Origin of the sequence: Amycolatopsis sp. La24, from assembly GCF_029087445.1 — a bacterium.
GTDB classification, from domain to species: Bacteria; Actinomycetota; Actinomycetes; order Mycobacteriales; family Pseudonocardiaceae; genus Amycolatopsis; species Amycolatopsis nivea.
This window is the reverse complement of the sequence record NZ_JARACH010000004.1, coordinates 40,442-59,732: the sequence shown is the minus strand read 5'-3', so window position 1 is coordinate 59,732 and position 19,291 is coordinate 40,442. Positions and strand designations below refer to the sequence as shown.

At 69.5% G+C, this 19,291-nt stretch carries 20 protein-coding genes; 9 read left to right on the top strand and 11 right to left on the bottom strand.

What is annotated here, in order from left to right; all coding sequences use genetic code 11:
• The first annotated feature begins 109 nt into the window (after positions 1 to 109).
• Entirely contained in the window at positions 110 to 526 is a 417-nt protein-coding gene (locus tag PUT80_RS07005) for a prevent-host-death protein (RefSeq protein WP_275291436.1), read from the top strand.
• Positions 523 to 951 (top strand): cytotoxic translational repressor of toxin-antitoxin stability system, encoded by a 429-nt coding sequence (locus PUT80_RS07000; protein WP_275291435.1) that lies wholly within the window; start codon positions 523 to 525, stop codon positions 949 to 951. The genes PUT80_RS07005 and PUT80_RS07000 overlap by 4 nt, the downstream gene beginning before the upstream one ends.
• Before the next feature lie 15 nt (positions 952 to 966).
• Here PUT80_RS07000 and PUT80_RS06995 read toward each other — a convergent pair whose 3' ends face one another.
• The 3 genes from PUT80_RS06995 to PUT80_RS06985 are packed head-to-tail and all read right to left on the bottom strand — an operon-like array spanning position 967 to position 2,453.
• A complete protein-coding gene (locus PUT80_RS06995) occupies positions 967 to 1,359 on the bottom strand; it encodes a tautomerase family protein (protein WP_275291434.1) in 393 nt (130 codons plus the stop codon).
• A gap of 9 nt (positions 1,360 to 1,368) precedes the next feature.
• A complete protein-coding gene (locus PUT80_RS06990) occupies positions 1,369 to 1,890 on the bottom strand; it encodes a DUF4865 family protein (RefSeq protein ID WP_275291433.1) in 522 nt (173 codons plus the stop codon).
• Positions 1,891 to 1,895: 5 nt separating this feature from the next.
• Positions 1,896 to 2,453 (bottom strand): TetR/AcrR family transcriptional regulator, encoded by a 558-nt coding sequence (locus PUT80_RS06985; protein WP_275291432.1) that lies wholly within the window; start codon positions 2,451 to 2,453, stop codon positions 1,896 to 1,898.
• 107 nt (positions 2,454 to 2,560) lie between these two features.
• Here PUT80_RS06985 and PUT80_RS06980 point away from each other — a divergent pair, with 107 nt between their 5' ends.
• Positions 2,561 to 3,121 carry a hypothetical protein gene (locus tag PUT80_RS06980; RefSeq protein WP_275291431.1) on the top strand — a complete coding sequence of 187 codons (561 nt, stop codon included), beginning with the start codon at positions 2,561 to 2,563 and terminating at the stop codon, positions 3,119 to 3,121.
• Here PUT80_RS06980 and PUT80_RS06975 read toward each other — a convergent pair.
• Complete coding sequence (locus PUT80_RS06975; RefSeq protein ID WP_275291430.1) at positions 3,118 to 5,127, bottom strand: prolyl oligopeptidase family serine peptidase; 2,010 nt, start codon at positions 5,125 to 5,127, stop codon at positions 3,118 to 3,120. The genes PUT80_RS06980 and PUT80_RS06975 overlap by 4 nt on opposite strands.
• A gap of 107 nt (positions 5,128 to 5,234) precedes the next feature.
• On the opposite strand from PUT80_RS06975, the gene PUT80_RS06970 reads away from it, so the two are divergent.
• Positions 5,235 to 6,137 (top strand): neutral zinc metallopeptidase, encoded by a 903-nt coding sequence (locus PUT80_RS06970; RefSeq protein ID WP_134668620.1) that lies wholly within the window; start codon positions 5,235 to 5,237, stop codon positions 6,135 to 6,137.
• Here PUT80_RS06970 and PUT80_RS06965 read toward each other — a convergent pair.
• The gene (locus tag PUT80_RS06965; RefSeq protein WP_275291429.1) at positions 6,130 to 6,708 is read right to left on the bottom strand and encodes a TIGR03086 family metal-binding protein; all 579 of its coding nucleotides are present in this window, start codon (positions 6,706 to 6,708) and stop codon (positions 6,130 to 6,132) included. The genes PUT80_RS06970 and PUT80_RS06965 overlap by 8 nt on opposite strands.
• A gap of 81 nt (positions 6,709 to 6,789) precedes the next feature.
• Here PUT80_RS06965 and PUT80_RS06960 point away from each other — a divergent pair, with 81 nt between their 5' ends.
• Entirely contained in the window at positions 6,790 to 8,199 is a 1,410-nt protein-coding gene (locus PUT80_RS06960) for a PLP-dependent aminotransferase family protein (protein WP_275291428.1), read from the top strand.
• Between the two features lie 98 nt (positions 8,200 to 8,297).
• Positions 8,298 to 8,729 carry a CBS domain-containing protein gene (locus PUT80_RS06955; protein WP_037809798.1) on the top strand — a complete coding sequence of 144 codons (432 nt, stop codon included), beginning with the start codon at positions 8,298 to 8,300 and terminating at the stop codon, positions 8,727 to 8,729.
• A gap of 4 nt (positions 8,730 to 8,733) precedes the next feature.
• Here PUT80_RS06955 and PUT80_RS06950 read toward each other — a convergent pair whose 3' ends face one another.
• A complete protein-coding gene (locus PUT80_RS06950; RefSeq protein WP_275291427.1) occupies positions 8,734 to 10,257 on the bottom strand; it encodes a DUF4139 domain-containing protein in 1,524 nt (507 codons plus the stop codon).
• A gap of 124 nt (positions 10,258 to 10,381) precedes the next feature.
• Here PUT80_RS06950 and PUT80_RS06945 point away from each other — a divergent pair, with 124 nt between their 5' ends.
• On the top strand, positions 10,382 to 12,112 hold the full coding sequence (locus PUT80_RS06945; RefSeq protein ID WP_275291426.1) for a Xaa-Pro dipeptidyl-peptidase: 1,731 nt from the start codon (positions 10,382 to 10,384) through the stop codon (positions 12,110 to 12,112).
• Here PUT80_RS06945 and PUT80_RS06940 read toward each other — a convergent pair.
• Together PUT80_RS06940 and PUT80_RS06935 are read right to left on the bottom strand one after the other, a co-directional pair.
• Complete coding sequence (locus tag PUT80_RS06940; protein ID WP_238608397.1) at positions 12,088 to 12,729, bottom strand: response regulator transcription factor; 642 nt, start codon at positions 12,727 to 12,729, stop codon at positions 12,088 to 12,090. The genes PUT80_RS06945 and PUT80_RS06940 overlap by 25 nt on opposite strands.
• Positions 12,726 to 13,862 (bottom strand): sensor histidine kinase, encoded by a 1,137-nt coding sequence (locus PUT80_RS06935; RefSeq protein ID WP_275291425.1) that lies wholly within the window; start codon positions 13,860 to 13,862, stop codon positions 12,726 to 12,728. The genes PUT80_RS06940 and PUT80_RS06935 overlap by 4 nt, the downstream gene beginning before the upstream one ends.
• 91 nt (positions 13,863 to 13,953) lie before the next feature.
• Here PUT80_RS06935 and PUT80_RS06930 point away from each other — a divergent pair, with 91 nt between their 5' ends.
• Together PUT80_RS06930 and PUT80_RS06925 are read left to right on the top strand one after the other, a co-directional pair.
• On the top strand, positions 13,954 to 14,805 hold the full coding sequence (locus PUT80_RS06930; protein WP_275291424.1) for a M23 family metallopeptidase: 852 nt from the start codon (positions 13,954 to 13,956) through the stop codon (positions 14,803 to 14,805).
• 204 nt (positions 14,806 to 15,009) lie between these two features.
• Positions 15,010 to 16,122 carry a DUF4192 domain-containing protein gene (locus PUT80_RS06925; protein ID WP_275291423.1) on the top strand — a complete coding sequence of 371 codons (1,113 nt, stop codon included), beginning with the start codon at positions 15,010 to 15,012 and terminating at the stop codon, positions 16,120 to 16,122.
• Between the two features lie 184 nt (positions 16,123 to 16,306).
• Here PUT80_RS06925 and galE read toward each other — a convergent pair whose 3' ends face one another.
• The 3 genes from galE to PUT80_RS06910 all read right to left on the bottom strand — a co-directional run bounded on the left by galE (position 16,307) and on the right by PUT80_RS06910 (position 19,281).
• On the bottom strand, positions 16,307 to 17,287 hold the full coding sequence (gene galE / locus PUT80_RS06920; protein WP_134668602.1) for a UDP-glucose 4-epimerase GalE: 981 nt from the start codon (positions 17,285 to 17,287) through the stop codon (positions 16,307 to 16,309).
• A 90-nt stretch (positions 17,288 to 17,377) separates the two neighbouring features.
• On the bottom strand, positions 17,378 to 18,562 hold the full coding sequence (gene galK, locus PUT80_RS06915) for a galactokinase (protein ID WP_275291422.1): 1,185 nt from the start codon (positions 18,560 to 18,562) through the stop codon (positions 17,378 to 17,380).
• A complete protein-coding gene (locus PUT80_RS06910) occupies positions 18,559 to 19,281 on the bottom strand; it encodes a metal-dependent transcriptional regulator (protein WP_078870312.1) in 723 nt (240 codons plus the stop codon). The genes galK and PUT80_RS06910 overlap by 4 nt, the downstream gene beginning before the upstream one ends.
• Between the last annotated feature and the right edge of the window lie 10 nt (positions 19,282 to 19,291).

Sequence of the window (19,291 nt, the reverse complement as noted above, 5' to 3'; positions counted from 1 at the left end):
GCTCCGGCTTTTGCCTGCCGGCGGATACGTCAGGTACGTCAAGTACGTGACGTACTTGACGTACCTGATGCGATGAGGCACCCTGGTAGGGGACGTTTGGGAGGCTGACATGTCTGCTGTGCACTACGACAGCTACACCGATGCGCGTGCACATTTGAAGGACTTGCTGGACGCCGCCGAGAGAGGGCTGGTCGCGACAGTCCGGCGCGACTCCGCGACGACCGCTGTGGTGGATGTCGTGCGCCTGCGCCACTTTCTCGCTTCGATCGTTCCGTCGCACGCCCAGGTGGTCCCCGAAGCCGACGGCTGGTCCGTCTTCATCCCGGGGCTGCCGGTGGCCGCTGACGGCGCGTCGTTCGACGAGGCAGTCGACGAAATGGTCGACGCCCTGCGCGAGTACGCGCAGGATTGGCAGGAACGTCTGCTGGACGCTCCGAACCACCGGGACAACTGGGGGCTGGTGCAGTTGATCAGCTTCAGCGACGACGGACAGTTGCGCGACTGGCTCGTCGGTGCCGCGCGGTGACTTCCTGGCCGCATCCGACCCGTGCCGATCACGAGAAGTTCTGTCAGGTCGAAGAATGGCGCAGAGTGCGCGACGCACGCGGGCGAACGGGCACGCATCACCTCACCTACGAACTCGATCTTGTCGACGGCCGGATTCTGCGTACCCGCGTCTCGCATCCGGCGGACCGCAGCGGCTACGGCCCGAGTATCTGGAAGCACATTCTCCGCGATCAGCTCGAGGTGGAGGAACCGGCGTTTTGGTCTTGCGTGCAGGACGGCGTCAAGCCGGATCGCGGGATGCCTGAGCCGCCGGCCGAGGCTCTGCCTGCCGACCTCGTGTATCTGCTGCTCTCGCGCGTGGGCCTCGAAGAGGCGGAGGTGGCTGGGATGAGCAAGGCTGAGGCGGTGGCCAGGGCTCAGCGCTACTGGACAGAGGGATCTTGATCGGGCGGCGAAGTTTCAGTGTGCTGACGGCAGCATTTGCGCGACACCCTCGCCGAACGACCAGTCCACCTCGTGGTTTTCCGTCAGGCTGAAGAACACATTCCGCGGTTCGATCCCCGTTGCCTCGGCGATGAGCTTGGTCGCGCGGCGGTACAACGCGGTTTTCTGTTCGTTGGTGCGGCCGGCGCGCATTGTGATGGCGATGTACACGATGTCGTCGTCGCGCTGGACGCCGAAATAGCCCGGGTCGTAACGCAATCGGCCCGGGGCGTGGCTGTTCAGGATCTGGAACCGGTCGTCGGCGGGGACGTCGATCGTTTCGGTCATCGCCTGGTGCACGGCTTCGCCGATGGCGGGGAGGCGGTCGGCGTTCGGTTCGGACAGCACGTCGATGCGGACGAGCGGCATGGGGACCTCTCAGCTCAGCTGGTCGATTTCGGGGCGGGACAGGTGAAGAACCCGGTACTGGACGTCGCTGTCCTCGTCCGGGATGGTGGTCCAGAGGGTGAAGCGCACGGTTTCCCAGCGCTCCGGGTCGATGGCCAGTGCGGTGGTGTGCACGGCTGGGTTTTGGGACAACTGCGCGACTTCGGCTAGTTCGCGGTCGATGTCTTCCGAAAACTGCCCGACGCGTCTAGTCGCGAACGTCGGGGCGGTCGCGCGCGCTGGGCCGGGAAGACAGCGCGCGCCGGTCCAATGGTGTACGGGCGGTCGGCCGAAATCTTGGACTATGCCGTCGAATCCGCCGCCTCCCCAAAGGAATCGGCTCATTCCGGCGGTGTCGGCCCACATGTAGAACGGCGCGTACTGGTTGTCGCGCACCAGATATGCCTTCAGCCCCAAGCCGGGGAACGCGTCCGTGCGGTGGCCTCGGGTCGCGACTCGGTGCTCGATGTCGTATCCAGCAGGCAACTCGATCTCGTACTGCATGGCGTACATCGACGTCACCGCCGCTCGAGGAGTGCGAGCGCGCCGCGGATCGCTTGGTCGAACGGCTCGACCGTCCCGGACGATCGAGCGAGGACGTACCCGCCCTGCAGCACCGCGACCAGCGTGGTTGCCGTTGCCGCTGGGTCGAGGTCGCTCGGCAGTTCGCCGTTCGCGATGCCCTCGGCGAGCACTTCGGCGAGGCGACCGCGCAGCCAGTCGAACGTTTCCTCCAGCGGCGCACGCAATTCCGGGTTCGTGACGATTTCGGGGTCCAGCGCCAGCCGTCCGACCGGGCAGCCGCGCAGGACGTCCCGCTCGCGCAACAGGTACGCCGAAACGCGTTCGACCGCCGTCGTGCCCTGGGCGAACGCGGTCTCGGCGGAGGCGCGCAGATCGTCGGCGTTCTGCCGGATCGCGGCGAGCGCCAGGTCGGCCTTGCCGGTGAAGTGGTGGTACATGCTGCCCTGCCCGGCCCCGGCGCGCTGCTGGATCGCCTTCGGGCTGGTGCCGACGTACCCCCGCTCCCACAGCAGGTCCTGCGTGCTCGCAATGAGCTGGTCTCTCGTGGACATGAGTTCACCGTACATACTAGTAGGTACAGAGACAAGGCCGGGTGCGAGCTCTCCCTCCACTGAATCTCCACATTCTCCCCGCGGCACCGGCACATCCGGGCGGCAGCATGGCCGCCGTGGACTGGAGTGCGGTGTTCGAGGCGGAGGCGCGGCGACGGAAGGTCCGGCCGCGGCCGGTGTGGGGGAGCGGGGTTCCGCTGGATCCGGTCGTGGCGCGCAGCGTCCGGAGGTTCCAGCACCCGCCGGACGAGCTGAGGCTTCTCGAAACCGCAAGCCAGTCAGCGAAAAGCGACGTGATGAGCCAGCTGATCTCCGACGTGCTCGCGCTCGGCTACTACAGCGCGGTGCGGGACGGCACCCGCGACCCGGTCACCGTGGAGGTCGCCGCCCGGGTGTTCGCCGGGGTGGAACGGCGGCTCAGCTATCACGTGGATCGGTTGCGGCGGCAAAGAATCTCAGCGAGTGCGAGATGGCGAGCCAAAGCGATCGTGGAAACCGGCGGCGTGTTAGTCGGCCACGGGCGCGCGTTGCGGCGGCTCGGCGTGCCGTGGCTGGCGTTCGTCACCGACGCCTGGGCGCGGTTCGAGCGGGCGCTCGCGGAGGCCCGCAGAGGACCGTCGATCCGCCCGGGGCCGCGCGTGCGGGCGCGGCCCCGGGGGCTGGTCTAGGAAAGCTTCGACCAGAGGAATTCGTACGCGACCGCTGAACGGAACGCGAGTTGTTCGTTGTCTGCCGCCGCTCCGTGGCCGCCTTCGATGTTCTCGAAGTACTCCACGTCGTGGCCCTGTTCTTGCATCCGCGCGAACATCTTGCGCGCGTGCCCAGGGTGCACGCGGTCGTCGCGGGTAGAGGTGACGAAGAGGATCGGCGGATACTGGCCGTCCGCGGAAACGTTCTGGTACGGCGAGTATTTCGAGATGTACTCCCACTCCTCCGGGACGTCCGGGTCGCCCCATTCAGCCATCCACGACGCACCGGCCAGCAGCAGGTGGTAGCGCTTCAGATCGAGCAGCGGCACCTGGCACACGATCGCGCCGAACAGTTCCGGGTAGCGGGTGAGCATGACGCCCATCAGCAGCCCGCCGTTGCTGCCGCCCTGGATGCCGAGCCGTTCCTTCGTCGTGATGCCCCGCGCGACGAGATCGCGCGCGACCGCGGCGAAGTCCTGGAACGCCTTGTACCGGTTCTCCTTCACCGCCTGCATGTGCCATTCCGGGCCGTACTCGCCGCCGCCGCGGATGTTCGCGACCACGTACGTTCCGCCGCGCGACAGCCAGGACCGGCCGACGACCCCGCCGTACGAAGGGGTCAGCGAAACCTCGAAACCGCCGTACCCGTACAGCAGCGTCGGGCCGTTTTCCGCGCCGGGCGGGCGGACGACGAAGTACGGGATCTTCGTGCCGTCGTCCGAGGTCGCGAAGTACTGGCTGACCTCGATTCCGGCCGCGTCGAAGAACGCGGGCGCCTGCTTCAGCACCTCGACGTCGCCGCCGACGACGCCGCGGGTGAGCGTGGACGGCTGGACGTAGCTGGAGGAATCCACCAGGTACTCGTCGTCGACGTCCGGTTCGGTGTCGACGATCTGCGCGCTGCCGAATTCCGGCGCGCCGCCCAGTTCCGCTTCGGCCCAGCCGTCCGGGCCGGGCGTCAGCACGCGCAGCTCCGACTTGACGTCGTGCAGCGTCGCGAGCAGCAGGTGGTTGCGGGTCCACGTGTAGTAGTCCAGCGACGTGTGCGCGTCCGGCGTGAACAGCGCGGTGAACTCGCGGTCGCCCGATTTGAACGCCTCGTAGCCGATCGCCAGCAGCGTGCCCGCGGGGTGTTCGGTGCCGCCGACGGTCCACGCGCTGCGCGGGTGCACGAGCAGCCATTCGCGGTGCGTGGACACCTCGACGTCCTCGGGCAGGTCCAGTTTGGCCAGCCCGGACGGGGTCCGCTCGAAGTACTCGGTGCGGTAGAAATCGATCGCCCGGCGCACGAAATCGCGTTCGAAACCCTCGGTCGGGTCGTGGTACGCCATCACCGCGACGTCGTCCGGCTTGCCCTCGGCGACGAGCACCGCGTCCTCGATCGGGGTGCCGCGCCGCCATTCCTTCACCAGCCGCGGATAGCCGGACGTGGTGAGCGAGCCCGGGCCGAAGTCCGTTCCGATGTACACCCGGTCGGCGTCGATCCACCCGATCCGGTGCTTCGCCTCGGGCAGGGCGTAGCCGTTCTCGACGAACTCGTGCGCGTCGAGGTCGAACTCGCGGACGACGGTCGCGTCCGCGCCGCCCCTCGACAGCTGGACCAGGCCGAGCCGGTGCCCGGGACGCAGCACCGCGGCGCCCTTCCAGACCCAGTTCTCGTCCTCGGCCGCGGCGAGCGCGTCGACGTCGAGCAGGATCTCCCAGTCCGGTTCGGCGGTGCGGTACTGCTCCAGCGTGGTGCGCCGCCACAGCCCGCGCGGGTGGTCGGCGTCCTGCCAGAAGTTGTAGTAGTGCGTCCCCCGGCGCGCGACGTACGGGATCCGCCCGCCCGCGTCGAGCACCTCGCGGATCGAGTCCCGCAGCTGCCCGAACCTCTCGCTCGCGGTGAGCGCGTCGAGCGTCTCCGCGTTGCGCGAACGGACCCATTCGAGCGCCTCGTCGCCCGTCACGTCTTCAAGCCACAGGTACGGATCTTCGACAGTCATAGCGTCCAGTCTCGCTGCCGCTCGCGGATCCGGCCAGGATCCCGGCGTTCCCGTTTCGTGATCCGGGCCCGCGCGCGGTCTCCGTATGCTGGTCGGGAGGGGGAGGAATGACGTATTACGCCGGGGGCCCGTGGCCTCCCGCAGCACCGCAGCCGCCGCCGCGCCGGAAGGCGGGCAAAGCGCTGGGCGCCGTGGCGGCGGTGGCCATCGTCGCGGTCACGCTCGCGCTCATGGCCGTGGTGCCGCACGAGGTGTCCGGGCACGCGATCGCGGCCCCGGACGCCGACGCGATGCCGGACCGCCAGGACGCCAAACCGGTGCGCAAGCTCAGCGGCAACCCGCTGCTGGCCGAGGGCGTCGCGCTCGGCCCGGTGTCGTGCGACCTGCCGGACCTGAGCCGGGACCCGGAGCAGCTCAAGACCTTCTACACCGCGCTCGTGGGCTGCCTGAAGCAGGCGTGGCAGCCCGCGCTGGACAAGGCGGACGAGCCGAATCTGCCGGTCAAGGTGTCGGTCACGCTGCCGAAGACCAGTGCGTGCGGCAGCGCGCCGTCCCGGGACGAGGCGGTCGCGTACTACTGCGGCGGCGACGCCACGATCTACGCGCCCACCGAGTGGATGCTGTCGGACGCCGGGCTGAGCCGGGCACGCCATCTGGCGACGCTCGCGCACGAGTACGGCCACCACGTGCAGCGCGAGAGCGGCATCCTCGACGCGGCGAGCACGGAGATGGGTTCGCCGGAACCGAGCAGCGACGCGGACAAGGCGGTCGTGCGCCGGATCGAGCTCCAGGCGAACTGTTTCGGCGCGTTGTTCCTCAACGCCGCGGCGGACCGCGGGTCGATCAGCCGGGCCACCGCGAACGCCGCCGTCGCCGACTACGGCCGCGCCGACGACAGCGGCGACCACGGCACCCGCGCGAACCAGCTGGCCTGGGCGAAGGCCGGCTACACCGGAGCCGGCCCGGCTGCCTGCGACACCTGGTCGGCCCCGGCGGACAAGGTCAGCTGACGCGCCACTGCGGGTCGCGGCCCAGCCGGCCCAGGAACTGGTCCAGTTCGCTTTCGCCGGTGTCGACGGGCACCACCGGCGCGAAGGTCCCGCGTTCGACGCGTTCCTTCGGGTCGGTCGGGATCATGAGCGCGGATTTCCACACGGCGTGCACTGCGTCCGGCACCGGGTGGTACGCGACGCCGAGGGTCTTGGCGAGGTCCCAGCCGTGCGCGACGGTGTCGACGAGGTGCATCGCCATCGCGACTGTGCCCGAGAAGGTGCCGAAGGTGTTGATGGCGATCTCTAGTTCCGCGACGTCGGCTTCTCCGTACGCAGCGAGGTAGTCGGTCACCGAACCTGCGTACGCGGCGTACGGGTCTTCGCTGAGCTGACCGCTGTCCCAGTCCTTCGCGGAGCCATTGCGCGCTGCTTCGGCGAAGGCGTGGTTTTCGCTGACTTGGTGGCGGAGCAGATCGGCGAGCGTCCAGCCGGCGCACGGCGTGGGCCGGTCGAGGTCCGCCGCGGTGATCTTCGAGACGATCGGGTCGAGAACGAGCAGGGACTGCCGGTCGAGGTCGAACGTGGTCATGGGCTCACGCTAGCCGCCAGATCGGTCCAGGAAGAGAGCCAAAACCGGGCCAACTGTGGTGGACCAATCTAGGCTGGACGCGTGGACCTGCACCTGGACCTGTCCGGCGCTCGCGGCCACCGCGACGAGATCTACCGCCAGATCCGCGAAGCGGTGCTCGACGGTCGGCTCCGCGACGGCGACGTGCTGCCGCCGACCCGGGAACTGGCACGCCAGCTGGCCGTTTCGCGCACCACCGTCACCGCGGCGTACGAGCGCCTCACCGCGGAAGGATTCCTCGCCGGCCGAGTCGGCGCAGGTACCTACGTGCGCGCCGGTGCCGCGCCGCGGCTTGCCGAACCGGCCAGGTTCACCGAAGGCGTCCAACCGCGTCCAGAGTGGACAGACGTGCCCGCGCCGCCGAAAGCGTTCACGAACCCGCCGGAGTTCGATTTCCGTGCCGGAGTACCGGATGTACGGCTGTTTCCGTTCGAGACCTGGCGTCGGCTGACGACCCAGGCGTTGCGCAGCTCCCACGCCGAACTGATGACTTACGGCGAACCCCAGGGCGATCCCCGGCTGCGCACCGAACTCGCGCGGCACCTCGCGGTGTCCCGGAACGTTCGCGTGCGCCCGGAGCACCTGGTGATCACTTCGGGCGCGCAACAGACGATCGACCTCGTCGCCCGCGTCCTCTTGCGACCCGGCGACCTGGCTGCCGTCGAGGATCCCGGTTACCCGCCGCCGCGCCTGCTGCTGGGCACGCTCGGAGTGCGCGTCGCGCCGGTTCCGGTGGACGACGAGGGCCTCGTGGTCGACGCGATCCCGCGGGGCACTCGACTGGTGCACGTGACGCCGTCGCACCAGTACCCGCTCGGTGTCGCGATGTCGCCGTCTCGCCGACGAGAGCTGCTCGATTGGGCCGAGGACAACAGTGCAGTCGTGGTCGAGGACGACTACGACACCGAGTTCCGCTACTCCGGGCGACCGCTGGAACCGTTGCACAGCTTGGATTCTCACGGAAGGGTGGTCTACGTCGGCTCGTTCTCGAAAGTCCTGTCGCCCGCGCTGCGACTGGGTTTTCTCGCCGCGCCGCCCGCTCTGGCGGAAGCGATCGTGAAGGCGAAATACCTCGCCGACTGGCATTCCCCGGGCATCGAACAAGCGGTGGTCGCGGCGTTCATCGCGGAAGGCGGGTTCGCCCGGCACGTCCGCCGGATGCGCGGCATCTACCGCGCCCGCCACGACCTCCTCGTCGACCGCCTCCGGGCGGAATTCGCCGACGTGCTGGAGCCGGTTCCCGCGTCGGCGGGTCTGCACCTGAGCGCGTCGGCGGACCGGGATCTGCGCGGCTTCGCGCGGGAGGCGTCCGGGGCGGGCGTGCGGCTGTTTTCGCTCAGCGATTTCTCCGTGGCGTCGCGGCGGCACGGGCTGCTGTTCGGCTACGGCGCGATCGCGGCGGAGGAGATCGGACCCGGTCTCGCCCGGTTGCGCCGGGTGTTCGACGGCTGAGCCCGTTACCACGAACGGACGCGTCCCGCTGGACTTTCGCAGTCGGCACCGGGGCCCTAACCTGATGTGACCCGACTCACCGAGGAGAGGGCATCGCCATGCGGATTGCGGATGTGCTTCAGCGCAAGGGCGCGACGGTCGCCACTGTGTCGCCGGGGACGACGGTCGCCGAGCTGCTGGCGGGACTCGCCCGGCACAACGTCGGCGCGATGGTCGTCGTGGACGCCGAGGGCGGGATCGCCGGGATCGTGTCCGAACGCGACGTCGTGCGCAAGCTCAACGACCACGGGCCCGCCGTCCTGCAAGGGCCGGTCGCGGACATCATGACCACCATGGTCGCCAGCTGCACCCCGGACGATCCGGTGGACCAGCTCAGCGTCGTGATGACCGAACGGCGGATCCGGCACGTGCCGGTGCTCGACGGCGGGCGCCTCGCCGGCATCGTGAGCATCGGCGACGTGGTGAAGATCCGGATGGAGCAGCTGGAACAGAGCCAGGAACAGCTGGAGGCCTACATCTCGCAGGGCTGAGCGCTCACTCGCGCCAGCCGCTGAGTTCGACGCCCTTCGCGACGTCCACCCGGTAGCCGAGCGAGACCGTCGCGGACGCCCCGGGCGCGATCGTGAGCCGCCAGGTGAACTGGCCCAGCTCGGTGCGCTCGACCGGCTCCGGGCTGAGCCGCAGGTCCCGCACGGTGATCGCGTCGTCCCGCGAGACCGGGGCCTGGTCGAGCACGGCCACCACGGCTTCACGGGGGCTGTGGTTGGTCACCGTCGTCTGGTAATCGGCTTCGCGGCGGCGTTGCGCGGAGAACGTCGCCTTGCTGGCGCTGCGCTTCACCAGTTCGCGTTCGACGCGGATCCGGTCGTCGACGCCCAGGGCGAGTTCGCGTTCCTCGCCGGGAGCCCACAGTTCCAGCTGCGTGCTGCCGACGAATTCGGCTTCGTGGAACACCGCGGCGCGACCGGCGCGGAGCGTGTGCTCGCCGGTGTTGACCACCTTCGCGCGCAGATAAGCCTCCTCGGCCTGCGTCGGCGCGGTGACGTAATCCAGTTCCGCGGTGAAGTCCAGCTGCGCGAGCGTCGTCCGGTGACCTTGCGCGCCGGACGGGATCGCGACCGGACGGGCGGGCCGGAAGGTGACCGCGGTGGCGCCTTGCTCGACTTCGGAGAGGTGCGCGGCGAAGCCGTCCCGACCGGCGGGCGCGGCACCGCCGTAGGCCGCCATCGCGGCGGGTGCGGGCGGCACCATCGAGCGCCGTTCCGGCAGCTGCCGATCCAGGTACCAGGGCTGGAGTTCCGGGATCACGACGGTGTTCGCCGGGCGCGCGGTGGACAGCGTCAGCTCGCACTCCGGCCAGTCCTCGCCGGTGTGCTGGCTGACCAGCCCGTACGAGGTGACGGTGACGTCGGTGCCGCGCACCCGCACGTCGTACCCGGGTTCCCAGCGCGCGCCGGGGACCACATAGGACAGTTCGATTTCGGCGGTGGCGGGGGATTCCAGCTCCACCACGATGGTCGAACTGTCCTGTTCGGACTGTGCGCTGCGAGTTTCGATCTGGCGGTCTAGCGCGGCGAGGTCTTCGCGCAGCCGTTCCAGCCTCGTGGCGAGCGCGCGACGTTCCTTGAGCGCTGCGGCTAATTGCGTGCTGAGCGCTTCGCTCACTTCCTGGACACGCCCCGGTTCTGCATCGCCGCCAGCCAACGCCTTCGCGAAGCTTGCTCCGCTGCGTCGCGAGACGCCCGTCAACAGGTCGACGCGCGCAGCCGCTGCGCTCTCGTCGTCCGCAACCTCGTCGACAGTCGCTTGGTCCGCGCGACGCTGCTCCACGAGCGCGCGCAGCGTTGGGTCCGCAGGCGCGGCGTGTTGCGCGTACGCGACGTCGACGCCCGTGACCAACGCGTCGCCCGCGCCGCTGACGCGCACTGAAGCAGCGTCAAGCGACAGGGGGAGACCCGTGATCTCTACGCGGGACCCGTCGGCCGGAGTGACTTGACAGCGGCGAGTGACGCGCGCGTGCTGCGGATAGACCGTGACCGTGACTATCGGTGCGTCCATGGCTCCGACGTTAGTCGGTTGACGCGAGTTGCGGTTGACGGAACTCTCAACTTGCTCGCCTGCTTCGTCCAGCTTGGGGGTTCTGGTGGGAGTTGCCGCTCGGGGCGCTGCCGTTTTCGTCGCAGTGGCCACGTTGTCCGTGCCCGCGGTCGCTGAAGCTGCTTCGCCGCCAGCGCCGGTTTTCACCGACGGTCAGGCACAGCCGGTCTTCGATCCGGCTGACGTCATCCGCGAAGACGTCTGGGTCACCGCGCCCGTCGACAGTGACCACGACGGCAAGCCTGACCTCGTACACGCGCAAGTGGTGCGTCCACGCGCCACGGAGCAGGGCATGAAGGTGCCTGTCGTGTACGAAGCGAGCCCGTACTTCGCGGGCGGCAACGACGTACCCAACCACAACGTCGACACCGAGCTGTACGTGCCGGGCCCGCACGTCGCGGCACCGATCGGCTGGAGCTACCAGAACTACTTCACCGCGCGCGGATTCGCTGTCGTGTACGGCGAATCCCTCGGTACCGGGCTGTCCACCGGCTGCCCGACGACGGGCGACGTGAACGAGACGATTGGCGCGCGTTCGGTGGTCGACTGGCTGAACGGCCGCGCTTCCGCGCACAACCAGGCCGGAGCGTCTGTCGCGGCGAGCTGGAGCACCGGGAAGACCGGCATGATGGGCGTGTCGTACAACGGCACGCTGCCCAACGCGGTGGCCAGCACCGGCGTCGAAGGGCTCGAGACGATCGTGCCGATCGCCGCCATTTCGAGCTGGTACGGCTATTACCGCAACGCCGGCGCGGTCGTGGCACCCGGCGGCTATCAGGGCGAGGACACGGACGTACTCGCCGGCTACGTCTACTCGCGCGCTGACCAGCAGGCCTGCCGTCCGGTGCTCGACGGCCTCACCGCCGCGCAGGACCGGCTGACGGGGGACTACAGCAAGTTCTGGGACGTCCGGAACTACCGCAACGACGTCGGCAAGGTGCACGCGTCGGTGCTCGCGGTGCACGGGCTGAACGACTGGAACGTGAAGACCGAACAGGTCGCCACCTGGTACGAAGCGTTGAAGAAGCACGGCGTCGAGCACAAGATCTGGCTGCACCAGTCCGGCCACGCGGACCCGATCTCGCTGCGCCGTGACGTCTGGCTCACGACGCTGAACAAGTGGATGTCGCACTACCTCTACGGGGTCGACAACGGCATCGAACGCGAGCCGAAGGCGACCATCCAGCGCGAGGACAAGTCGTGGGTCGACGAGGCCGATTGGCCCGCGCCGGGCACTTCCGACGTCGAGCTGCACCCGTGGCCGGGCGGACGTTCGACCGGGGCACTCGACCGGCAGCCCGTGCCCGGCCGTCCGACCGTCGAAACGCTGGCCGACGACGCGAGCAAGAAGATCGAACAGCTCGCCGACGCGGCGTCGTCCGGGAACCGCTTGCGCTACCGCACTTCCGCGACCACGGAGCCGGTCCGGTTGTCCGGCACCGCGAAGGCCGAGCTGCGGCTGTCGTTCGACCGTCCGGCCGCGAATGTCACCGCGGTGCTGCTTGACCGCGCGCCGGACGGCACCTCCCACGTGATCAGCCGCGGCTGGACGGATCCGCAGAACCGGATCAGCCCGTCGGTCACCTCGCCGATCACCCCCGGACAGCGGTACCGCATCGAGGTTTCGCTGATGCCGAAGGACTACATCGTGGCCGCCGGACACCGTCTGGAGTTTGTGCTGGCGTCCAGCGATCACGACTTCACGCTGCGGCCGCAGCCGGGCGCCGGGCTGTCGCTGGACTTGACCGGGACGACGGTGACGTTGCCGATCGTCGGCGGGAAGAAGGCGTTCTACTCGGCGATCCCGGCGCGGTAGGCGAAGGCGACGGCCTGCGCGCGGTCACGCAGGCCTGCCTTGGAGAACAGGTGGTTGACGTGCGTCTTCACCGTCGCCTCGCTGACCACGAGGGTGCGCGCGATCTCTGTGTTCGACAGGCCGGCCGCGATCAGCCGCAACACCTCGACCTCGCGCGCGGTGAGGCCTTCCAGCTCCTTCGTGCGCACCGGTGCGCGGCTCGTCGCGGCGGCTACCAGCCGTTGCTGGAGCGCGCCGTCCACAGTGGACTGACCAGCGGCCGCTGAGCGGAGGGCGCGGGCGATCGCTTCGGCGTCGGCGTCCTTGGTGAGGAACCCGCGCGCGCCGGCTTTGAGCGCGGCGAGCAGGGAGTCGTCGTCGGCGTACGTGGTGAGGACGACGACTTCGGTCTTCGGATGCTGCGCGCGCACCAGTTCAGTCGTCTCGACGCCGTCGCGGTGCGGCATGCGCAGGTCGACGAGCAGTACGTCCGGCTGATGCTCGGAGACCAGCTCGAGAGCCTGTACGCCGTCTACGGCCGCGCCTACCACCTCGATGCCGGGAAGCAGCCCGAGGAGCGTGACGAGGCCTTCGCGCACTACAGCCTGATCGTCGGCCAGCACCACGCGCAGCGTCACGCTGGCACCGTCAGCTGAATCCGCCATCCGTCCTCCCCAGGGCCGCATTCGAGCTTCCCGTTCAACAGCGCGACCCGTTCGCCCATGCCTCGCAAACCGTATCCCGGCGACGGCGGCTCCGGCGGACGGCGGCCCTGGTGGTCGATGATCGTTAAGTCGACTTCTTCGTTCTTGAAGACCACCGTGACGTCGACGGCGGGACCTGCGGCGTGTTTGCGCGAGTTGGCGAGGGCTTCCTGTACGGCGCGTACGAGCGTCGTGCCGACAGCTGCGTCCAGCTCGCGCGGTTCGCCTTCAATCACGAGGTCGGCGCGAGAGCCGGTGTCGAGCCTGTACGCGGCGACAAGGTCCGAGACCGAGCGCTCGACGGGTACGGCGTCTTCGCGCAGCGCAGCGACAGCTTTGCGTGCTTCGGCGAGACCGTCGGTCGCCAGCTTCTGCGCGCGTTCTATCTGCGCGAGAGACTCTTCGCTCGCACCGTCGCGAACCATCATCAGGCGTGCGCCCTGAAGGTTGAGCGCGAGACCGGCGAGAGAGTGCGCGAGGACGTCGTGCAACTCGCGAGCGATGCGCGTGCGTTCGGCGAGCGCGGCCGCGCGGGCGTGCTCCTCGCTGGCGGTCTGGGCCCTGGCGAGGGCGAGCTCGGTCTGTTCCAGCCGTTCCGCGCGGCTCCGGCGGTTGGCGGCGAGCAGCACCATCACGACGAGGATCGCGAAGAGCGCGACAGCGTTCAGCCAGTCGAGGTCGTAGACGATCGACCAGGTGAGGATCGTCGCCGAAGCCGCGGCGAGCGAGATCGCCGCCGCGATCCGGCCGGAGACGCGCAGGGCGTAGAAGGTCGCGCCGAACATCGTCGTCGAGGTCCAGCTGCCCGGCTGCAGGATCCAGAGCGCGCCCGCCGCCGCGACGACGGCGATCATGGTCGCGGGCATCAGCCAGCGCGGCCGCGACTCGCGGGTGAGCCAGAGCGCCGGGACGGACAGGACGAGGACCAGCCCGATCAGCGGCCACGACCAGGGGCGCGCGTTCGGGATCGCGAACAGGGCCGGCACGGCGAGTACGCCCCAGCGCACCCAGTCGGCGCCCTCGAACCGCCGCCGCGCCTTCGCGAGCGAGGCCGCCGGTGTGCCCATGGGCCCTCCCGAGTCGTCTTGTACGGAAAATGTACTGGCTCGGGCTTGGCTGGAGGCGCTCGGACATTTCCCCCACCAGGAGGTACGCCCCATGTCCAGATTGAGACGGTTCGCGGCGGTCGCGGCCGCGGTGGCCTTGCCCGCGTGCGGCCTGACGCTCGCCGCCCAGTCGACGGCGTCCGCGGCCCCCAATTTCCAGGTGCCGTTCAAATGCGGCGTCACGGTCACCGCGGCGACCTTCAGCGGCCACAACCCGGCCAACTCGGTCGACTTCCAGAAGTCCGGCATCACCGGCATGCCGGTCCTCGCGGCCGCGCCGGGGACGGTCACCCGCGTCGCGAACGAGGGCAGCACCAGCTACGGCCGCTGGATCGAACTGGACCACGGCGGCGGCTGGCGGACCCGGTACGCGCACCTGTCCGAGCAGGAAGTCTCGGTGGGCCAGAGGGTCGGGCAGGGCAAGGAGATCGGCAAAGCGGGCGCGACCGGCGGCGTGACCGGCCCGCACTTGCATTTCGAGGAGAACTTGAACGGCGTGACGCAGAAGGCCGTGCTGAACGGCGTCGCGGTGCCGTACTACGGCAAGAAGGACTTCACGAGCAAGAACGGCTGCGGCGGCAACCCGTACTCGGCGACGCAGGTGTGCGGGTCGGGCTTCTCGGTGATCGACCAGCAGGCGCTGGGGACGGCGGGCACCGCGTACCTGCTGTACAACTCGTCCTCCAAAGAGAACTGCGTGACGACCCTGAAGGCGGTCTCCCTCGGGACGGCCAGCCCGGTTTCGGCGTTCCTGGAGGTGAAGGGCTCGACCAGGGCGACGGATTCCGGGAACTTCACCTACTACGCGGGCCCGGTGAAGAAGAGCGCCGGTTCGACCTGCGTCAGGTGGGGCGGTTCGGTCGGCTCGTCCGCGTACGAGAGCCCGTTCGAACACTGCGGCTGAGTTTCCTCTGCCGATGCTGCCGGAGCCCTGATCGGCTCCGGCAGCATTTTTGTCTATTGTGGACAGTGCCTGGCTATGCACACAGCACCGACAATTTCCCTCGGTCCTCTTCACTCGGGACCTGGTTGTCCACAACTGCCTGCTGTGGTCCACAGATTTGCCTTGCCGGCCCCGATTCGCTTGTGCGCGGCGCAGGGTGGAGGCGTGACCACCTCGACGCCGCCCGGCATCTCCCGGGCCACCCTCAGCAACCCGGCCGACCTCATCGCCTCGCTCCCGTACCTCCTCGGATTCCGTCCGGCTGATTCCCTTGTGCTGCTGGGCCACCGCGTCCCCGGCACGACGATCGGCCTGATGGTGCGCGCCGACCTCCCGCCGCGAGAACTCCAAGCACAGCAGGCGGATGCGCTGATCCCGCGCTTCGACGACCCCGAGCACAACGGCGTCACCGCCGTCATCGTCGGCGGTTCAGCAGATGAAAACGGCCCACCCCACCAGACGCTCGCGGCCGAACTGGAACGCGGCCTGGCGCGGCACAACCTCCGCCTGTTCCACGCACTGTGGACCCCCGAGATCGAACCCGGCGCGCCATGGTTGTGCTACCGGGACCCGGACTGCGGCGGTGTGCTGCCAGATCCGCAAGAAACCGTCCTCGCCGCCGCGACCACCGAGGCTGGTTTCGTCATCTTCCGCAGCCGCGAAGAACTGGCCGCGGTGCTGGAACCCCGCTCCCCGGAAGCGATCGCCCGCCGCGCCGACTTGCTGGCGGCGTCCCCAGAACCGTTGTGCGGCCAAGACATGTCAGCGAGCGATGTCCTGGACGCCGCGGTAACCGAACTCCGCGCCGCATTCCTCCGCCAACGCCACGGCGAAGGCCCTCCCGACGACGACCAAGCGGTCCGCCTCGCCCACGCGCTGATGCTCACCCCGATCCGCGACGCCTGCATGGCCCTCGCGGTCCCGCCGCACACGTCGCTGACCCGCGAGGCGGAGGAGGTATGGCTGACGCTGGTCCGCGAACTGCCCCCGCCGCACCGAGCCGAAGCCGCACTGCATCTCGGCTATACCGCCTTGATGCGCGGGGAAGGCGCACTCGCCGGGATGGCACTGGCGAACGCCGTGGAAGCCGACCCGGAACATTTGGTGGCGCAGCTGCTGCAGACTGCCTGGAACATCGGCACGGACCCAGCGAAACTGACCGGCCTAGCTGACTTCAGCACGGCGGCTGATCTCGGTCTGTCCCCGCCGCCGGAGCCGGGGAGTGCTGAGGATCCTGGCCAGGGGCGAAGATCGGGGCCGCCGAGGGGGATGAGATGACGGTTGCCGGAGCTGGAGGCGCGCGAGGCGAATTCCGCCCGCGTCGCCCAGTTGCCGTCGCGCCGGTAAGTCCTAAGTGGACTTTCGGTCAACGCTCGCCATAACGATGCCGGGGCGGGGATCCTTCCGAATCCCCGCCCCGCACCGAAAAGCACATCCGGCTCGCAGCGGCCGGAAACCGCCGTCAGGACTGACGCGACTGGGTGAACTGCCAAGCGTCCGACACGATCCCGTCGAGATCCGTCAGCTTGGGCGTCCACCCGAGTTCGCCGTTGGCCTTGTCGCTCGACGCGACCAGCACCGACGGGTCGCCGGCGCGGCGCGGGGCCACCACGGCGGGGATCGCGTGCCCGGTGACCCGGCGGCAGGCTTCCACGACCTCCAGCACCGAGAACCCGGTGCCGCTGCCGAGGTTGTAGATGCGGTGCTCGCCGCCGACGGCGTGGCGCAGGGCGAGGAGGTGGGCGTCGGCGAGGTCGACCACGTGGATGTAGTCGCGGACGGCCGTTTTGTCCGGCGTCGGGTAGTCGTCGCCGTAGATGGAGATGTGCTCGCGGTCGCCGGTCGCGACCTGGAGGACGAGAGGGATGAGATGGGTTTCGGTGGTGTGCCGTTCGCCGAACGCGCCGTACGCGCCGGCCACGTTGAAGTAGCGCAGGCTGACCGCGGCGAGGCCGTGGGCGCGGGCGAAGCTGGTGATCGCGTGGTCGATGGCGAGCTTCGACGCGCCGTAGGTGTTGGTCGGCTGCGTCGGGGCCGTTTCCGGGATCGGCGACACGTCGGGCTCGCCGTAGGTCGCCGCGGTGGAGGAGAACACCAGGCGCGGCGTGCCGTGCTTCTTCATCGCCTCCAGCAGCCGCAGCGACGTCACCACGTTGCCTTCCCAGTACTTCGCCGGGTCGGCCATCGACTCGCCCACCAGCGACTTCGCGGCGAAGTGCAGGACGCCGTCGAAACCTTCGCCGAGCAGGTCCGCAGCGACCTCGGCGGCGTCGCCCTCGACGAAGCGCGCCTGCGGGTGCACCGCGTCCGCGTGCCCGGTCGACAGGTCGTCCACGACGGTGACCTGGTGACCCGCTTCGATGAGGCGGGCGGCGCACACGCTGCCCACGTACCCCGCGCCGCCCGTCACGATGAGCTTCAGGGGGCTTTGCTGGTCCGTCACGTCAAGGCCTTTCTGCTGAGGGGTGGCGACTCTGCGGCACAGTCTCCCCTCAGAGCGACGCGACGGACCCTCCGGGGGTTGCTCCGGAAATCAGGCTTCGTCGCGGCCCGCGCCGCGCGACGGCACCGCCGTGAACATCCGCGGGCGGCGGAACCCGGCCTGCTCGCAGGCGGTTTCGACCGCGGTGCGCACTCCGTCCAGGTCCTCGTCGCGGACCAGCGCGATCGCCGAGCCGCCGAACCCGCCGCCGGTCATCCGCGCGCCCAGCGCGCCGGCCGAGCGGGCCGAATCGACCACGAGGTCCAGTTCCGGCGTCGAGATGCGGTAGTCGTCGCGCATGCTCACGTGGGAGGCGTCGAGGTGCGGCCCGATCTCGGCGAGCTTCTTCTCGCGCAGCAACGCGACCACGTCGAGCACCCGCTGATTCTCGGTGACCACGTGGCGCACCAGCGGAACCAGGTCCTCGGGAAGCTGTGCGAGGGCCTCGTCGAGCCCGTCGAGCGCGACGTCGCGCAGGGCCTTCACGCCGAGCAGTTCCGCCGCGCGCTCGGTTCCGCTCCGCCGTGCGCCGTAGCCGCCGTCGGTGTGGGAATGCTTGGTGCGGGTGTCCATGATCAGCACCCGGAGCCCGGCCTCGCCGAGCGGGAACGGCACCTGCTCCATCTCGCCCGAGCGGACGTCGAGGAACAGGACCCGCGACTCCTCGCAGCACAGCGACGCCGTCTGGTCGAGCAGCCCGGTGGGCGCGCCGACGAATTCGTTTTCCGACCGCTGCACCCAGCGCGCGATCTCCGGCCGTGCGGGAGTGTCCGCTCCGCCGTCTTCGAGTTCCACCCCGGCCACGCCCAGCAGGGCCAGCGAAACCGCGCATTCCAGCGCGTGAGAGGAGGAAAGCCCCGCCCCGGACGGCACGTCGCCCGCGATGACCAGGTCGGCGCCGCCCGCGTAGCCCTGGTCGCGCAGCACCCACGCCACCCCGGCCGGATATGCGGCCCATCCGTCGACCGAACCCGGTTCGAGCGCGGCGATGTCGTGCGGCCCGGAGTGCTGCAGCTGCCCGTCGTCGCCGAGGGTGGCGACCCGGAGCTTGCCGTCCTCGCGCGGGGACGCGGCCGCGGCCAGCCGGTGAGGGAGGGCGAAGGGCAGCACGAAACCGTCGTTGTAGTCGGTGTGCTCGCCGATCAGGTTCACCCGGCCGGGCGCGGACCACACGCCTGCCGGGGCCCGCCCGTGGACTTCCTGGAACGCGCGCGCCGCGTCGGCAGCCGGGGTCACTTGGCGAGCGCCAGCACGGCGTGCAGCGCCGCGGTGGACACCTGAGCCGTGGTTTCGGTGCCCTTGACCTCGACGGTGACGCTGCCGCCGACGGCCTTGCCGACCGTGACGAGGCCGCCGGGCACGATCCCGACCGTCCGCAGCTCGGTGAGCAGCGACTCGTCCAGCTGCACGTGCTCGGCGATGCGGCGGATCTCCACCTCGCCGCCGCCGGTGCGGGCGAACTCGTCGAGGCGCACCAGGCCGTCCTCGGCGCGCGGCGCGGGATCGCCGTCGCCGAGCTTGTCGAGGCCGGGGATCGGGTTGCCGTACGGCGACGTGGTCGGGTGGTCGAGCAGCTTCACCAGCTTGCGCTCGACGGCCTCGCTCATCACGTGCTCCCAGCGGCACGCCTCGTTGTGCACGTGCTCCCACTCGAGCCCGATGACGTCGACGAGGAGGCGCTCGGCGAGCCGGTGCTTGCGCATGACCGCGACGGCGAGGTCGTGGCCGTGGTCGGTGAGCTGCAGGTGCCGGTCGTCCGCGACGACGACCAGCCCGTCGCGCTCCATCCTGGCCACGGTCTGGCTCACGGTGGGCCCGCTCTGCTGCAGGCGCTCCGCGATCCGGGCCCGCAGCGGGACGACACCTTCCTCTTCGAGCTCGTAGATGGTACGCAGGTACATCTCGGTGGTGTCGATGAGATCGTTCACGCTGTCCCCTTCGTCCGCGTAGCTCATCGTAGTCGTT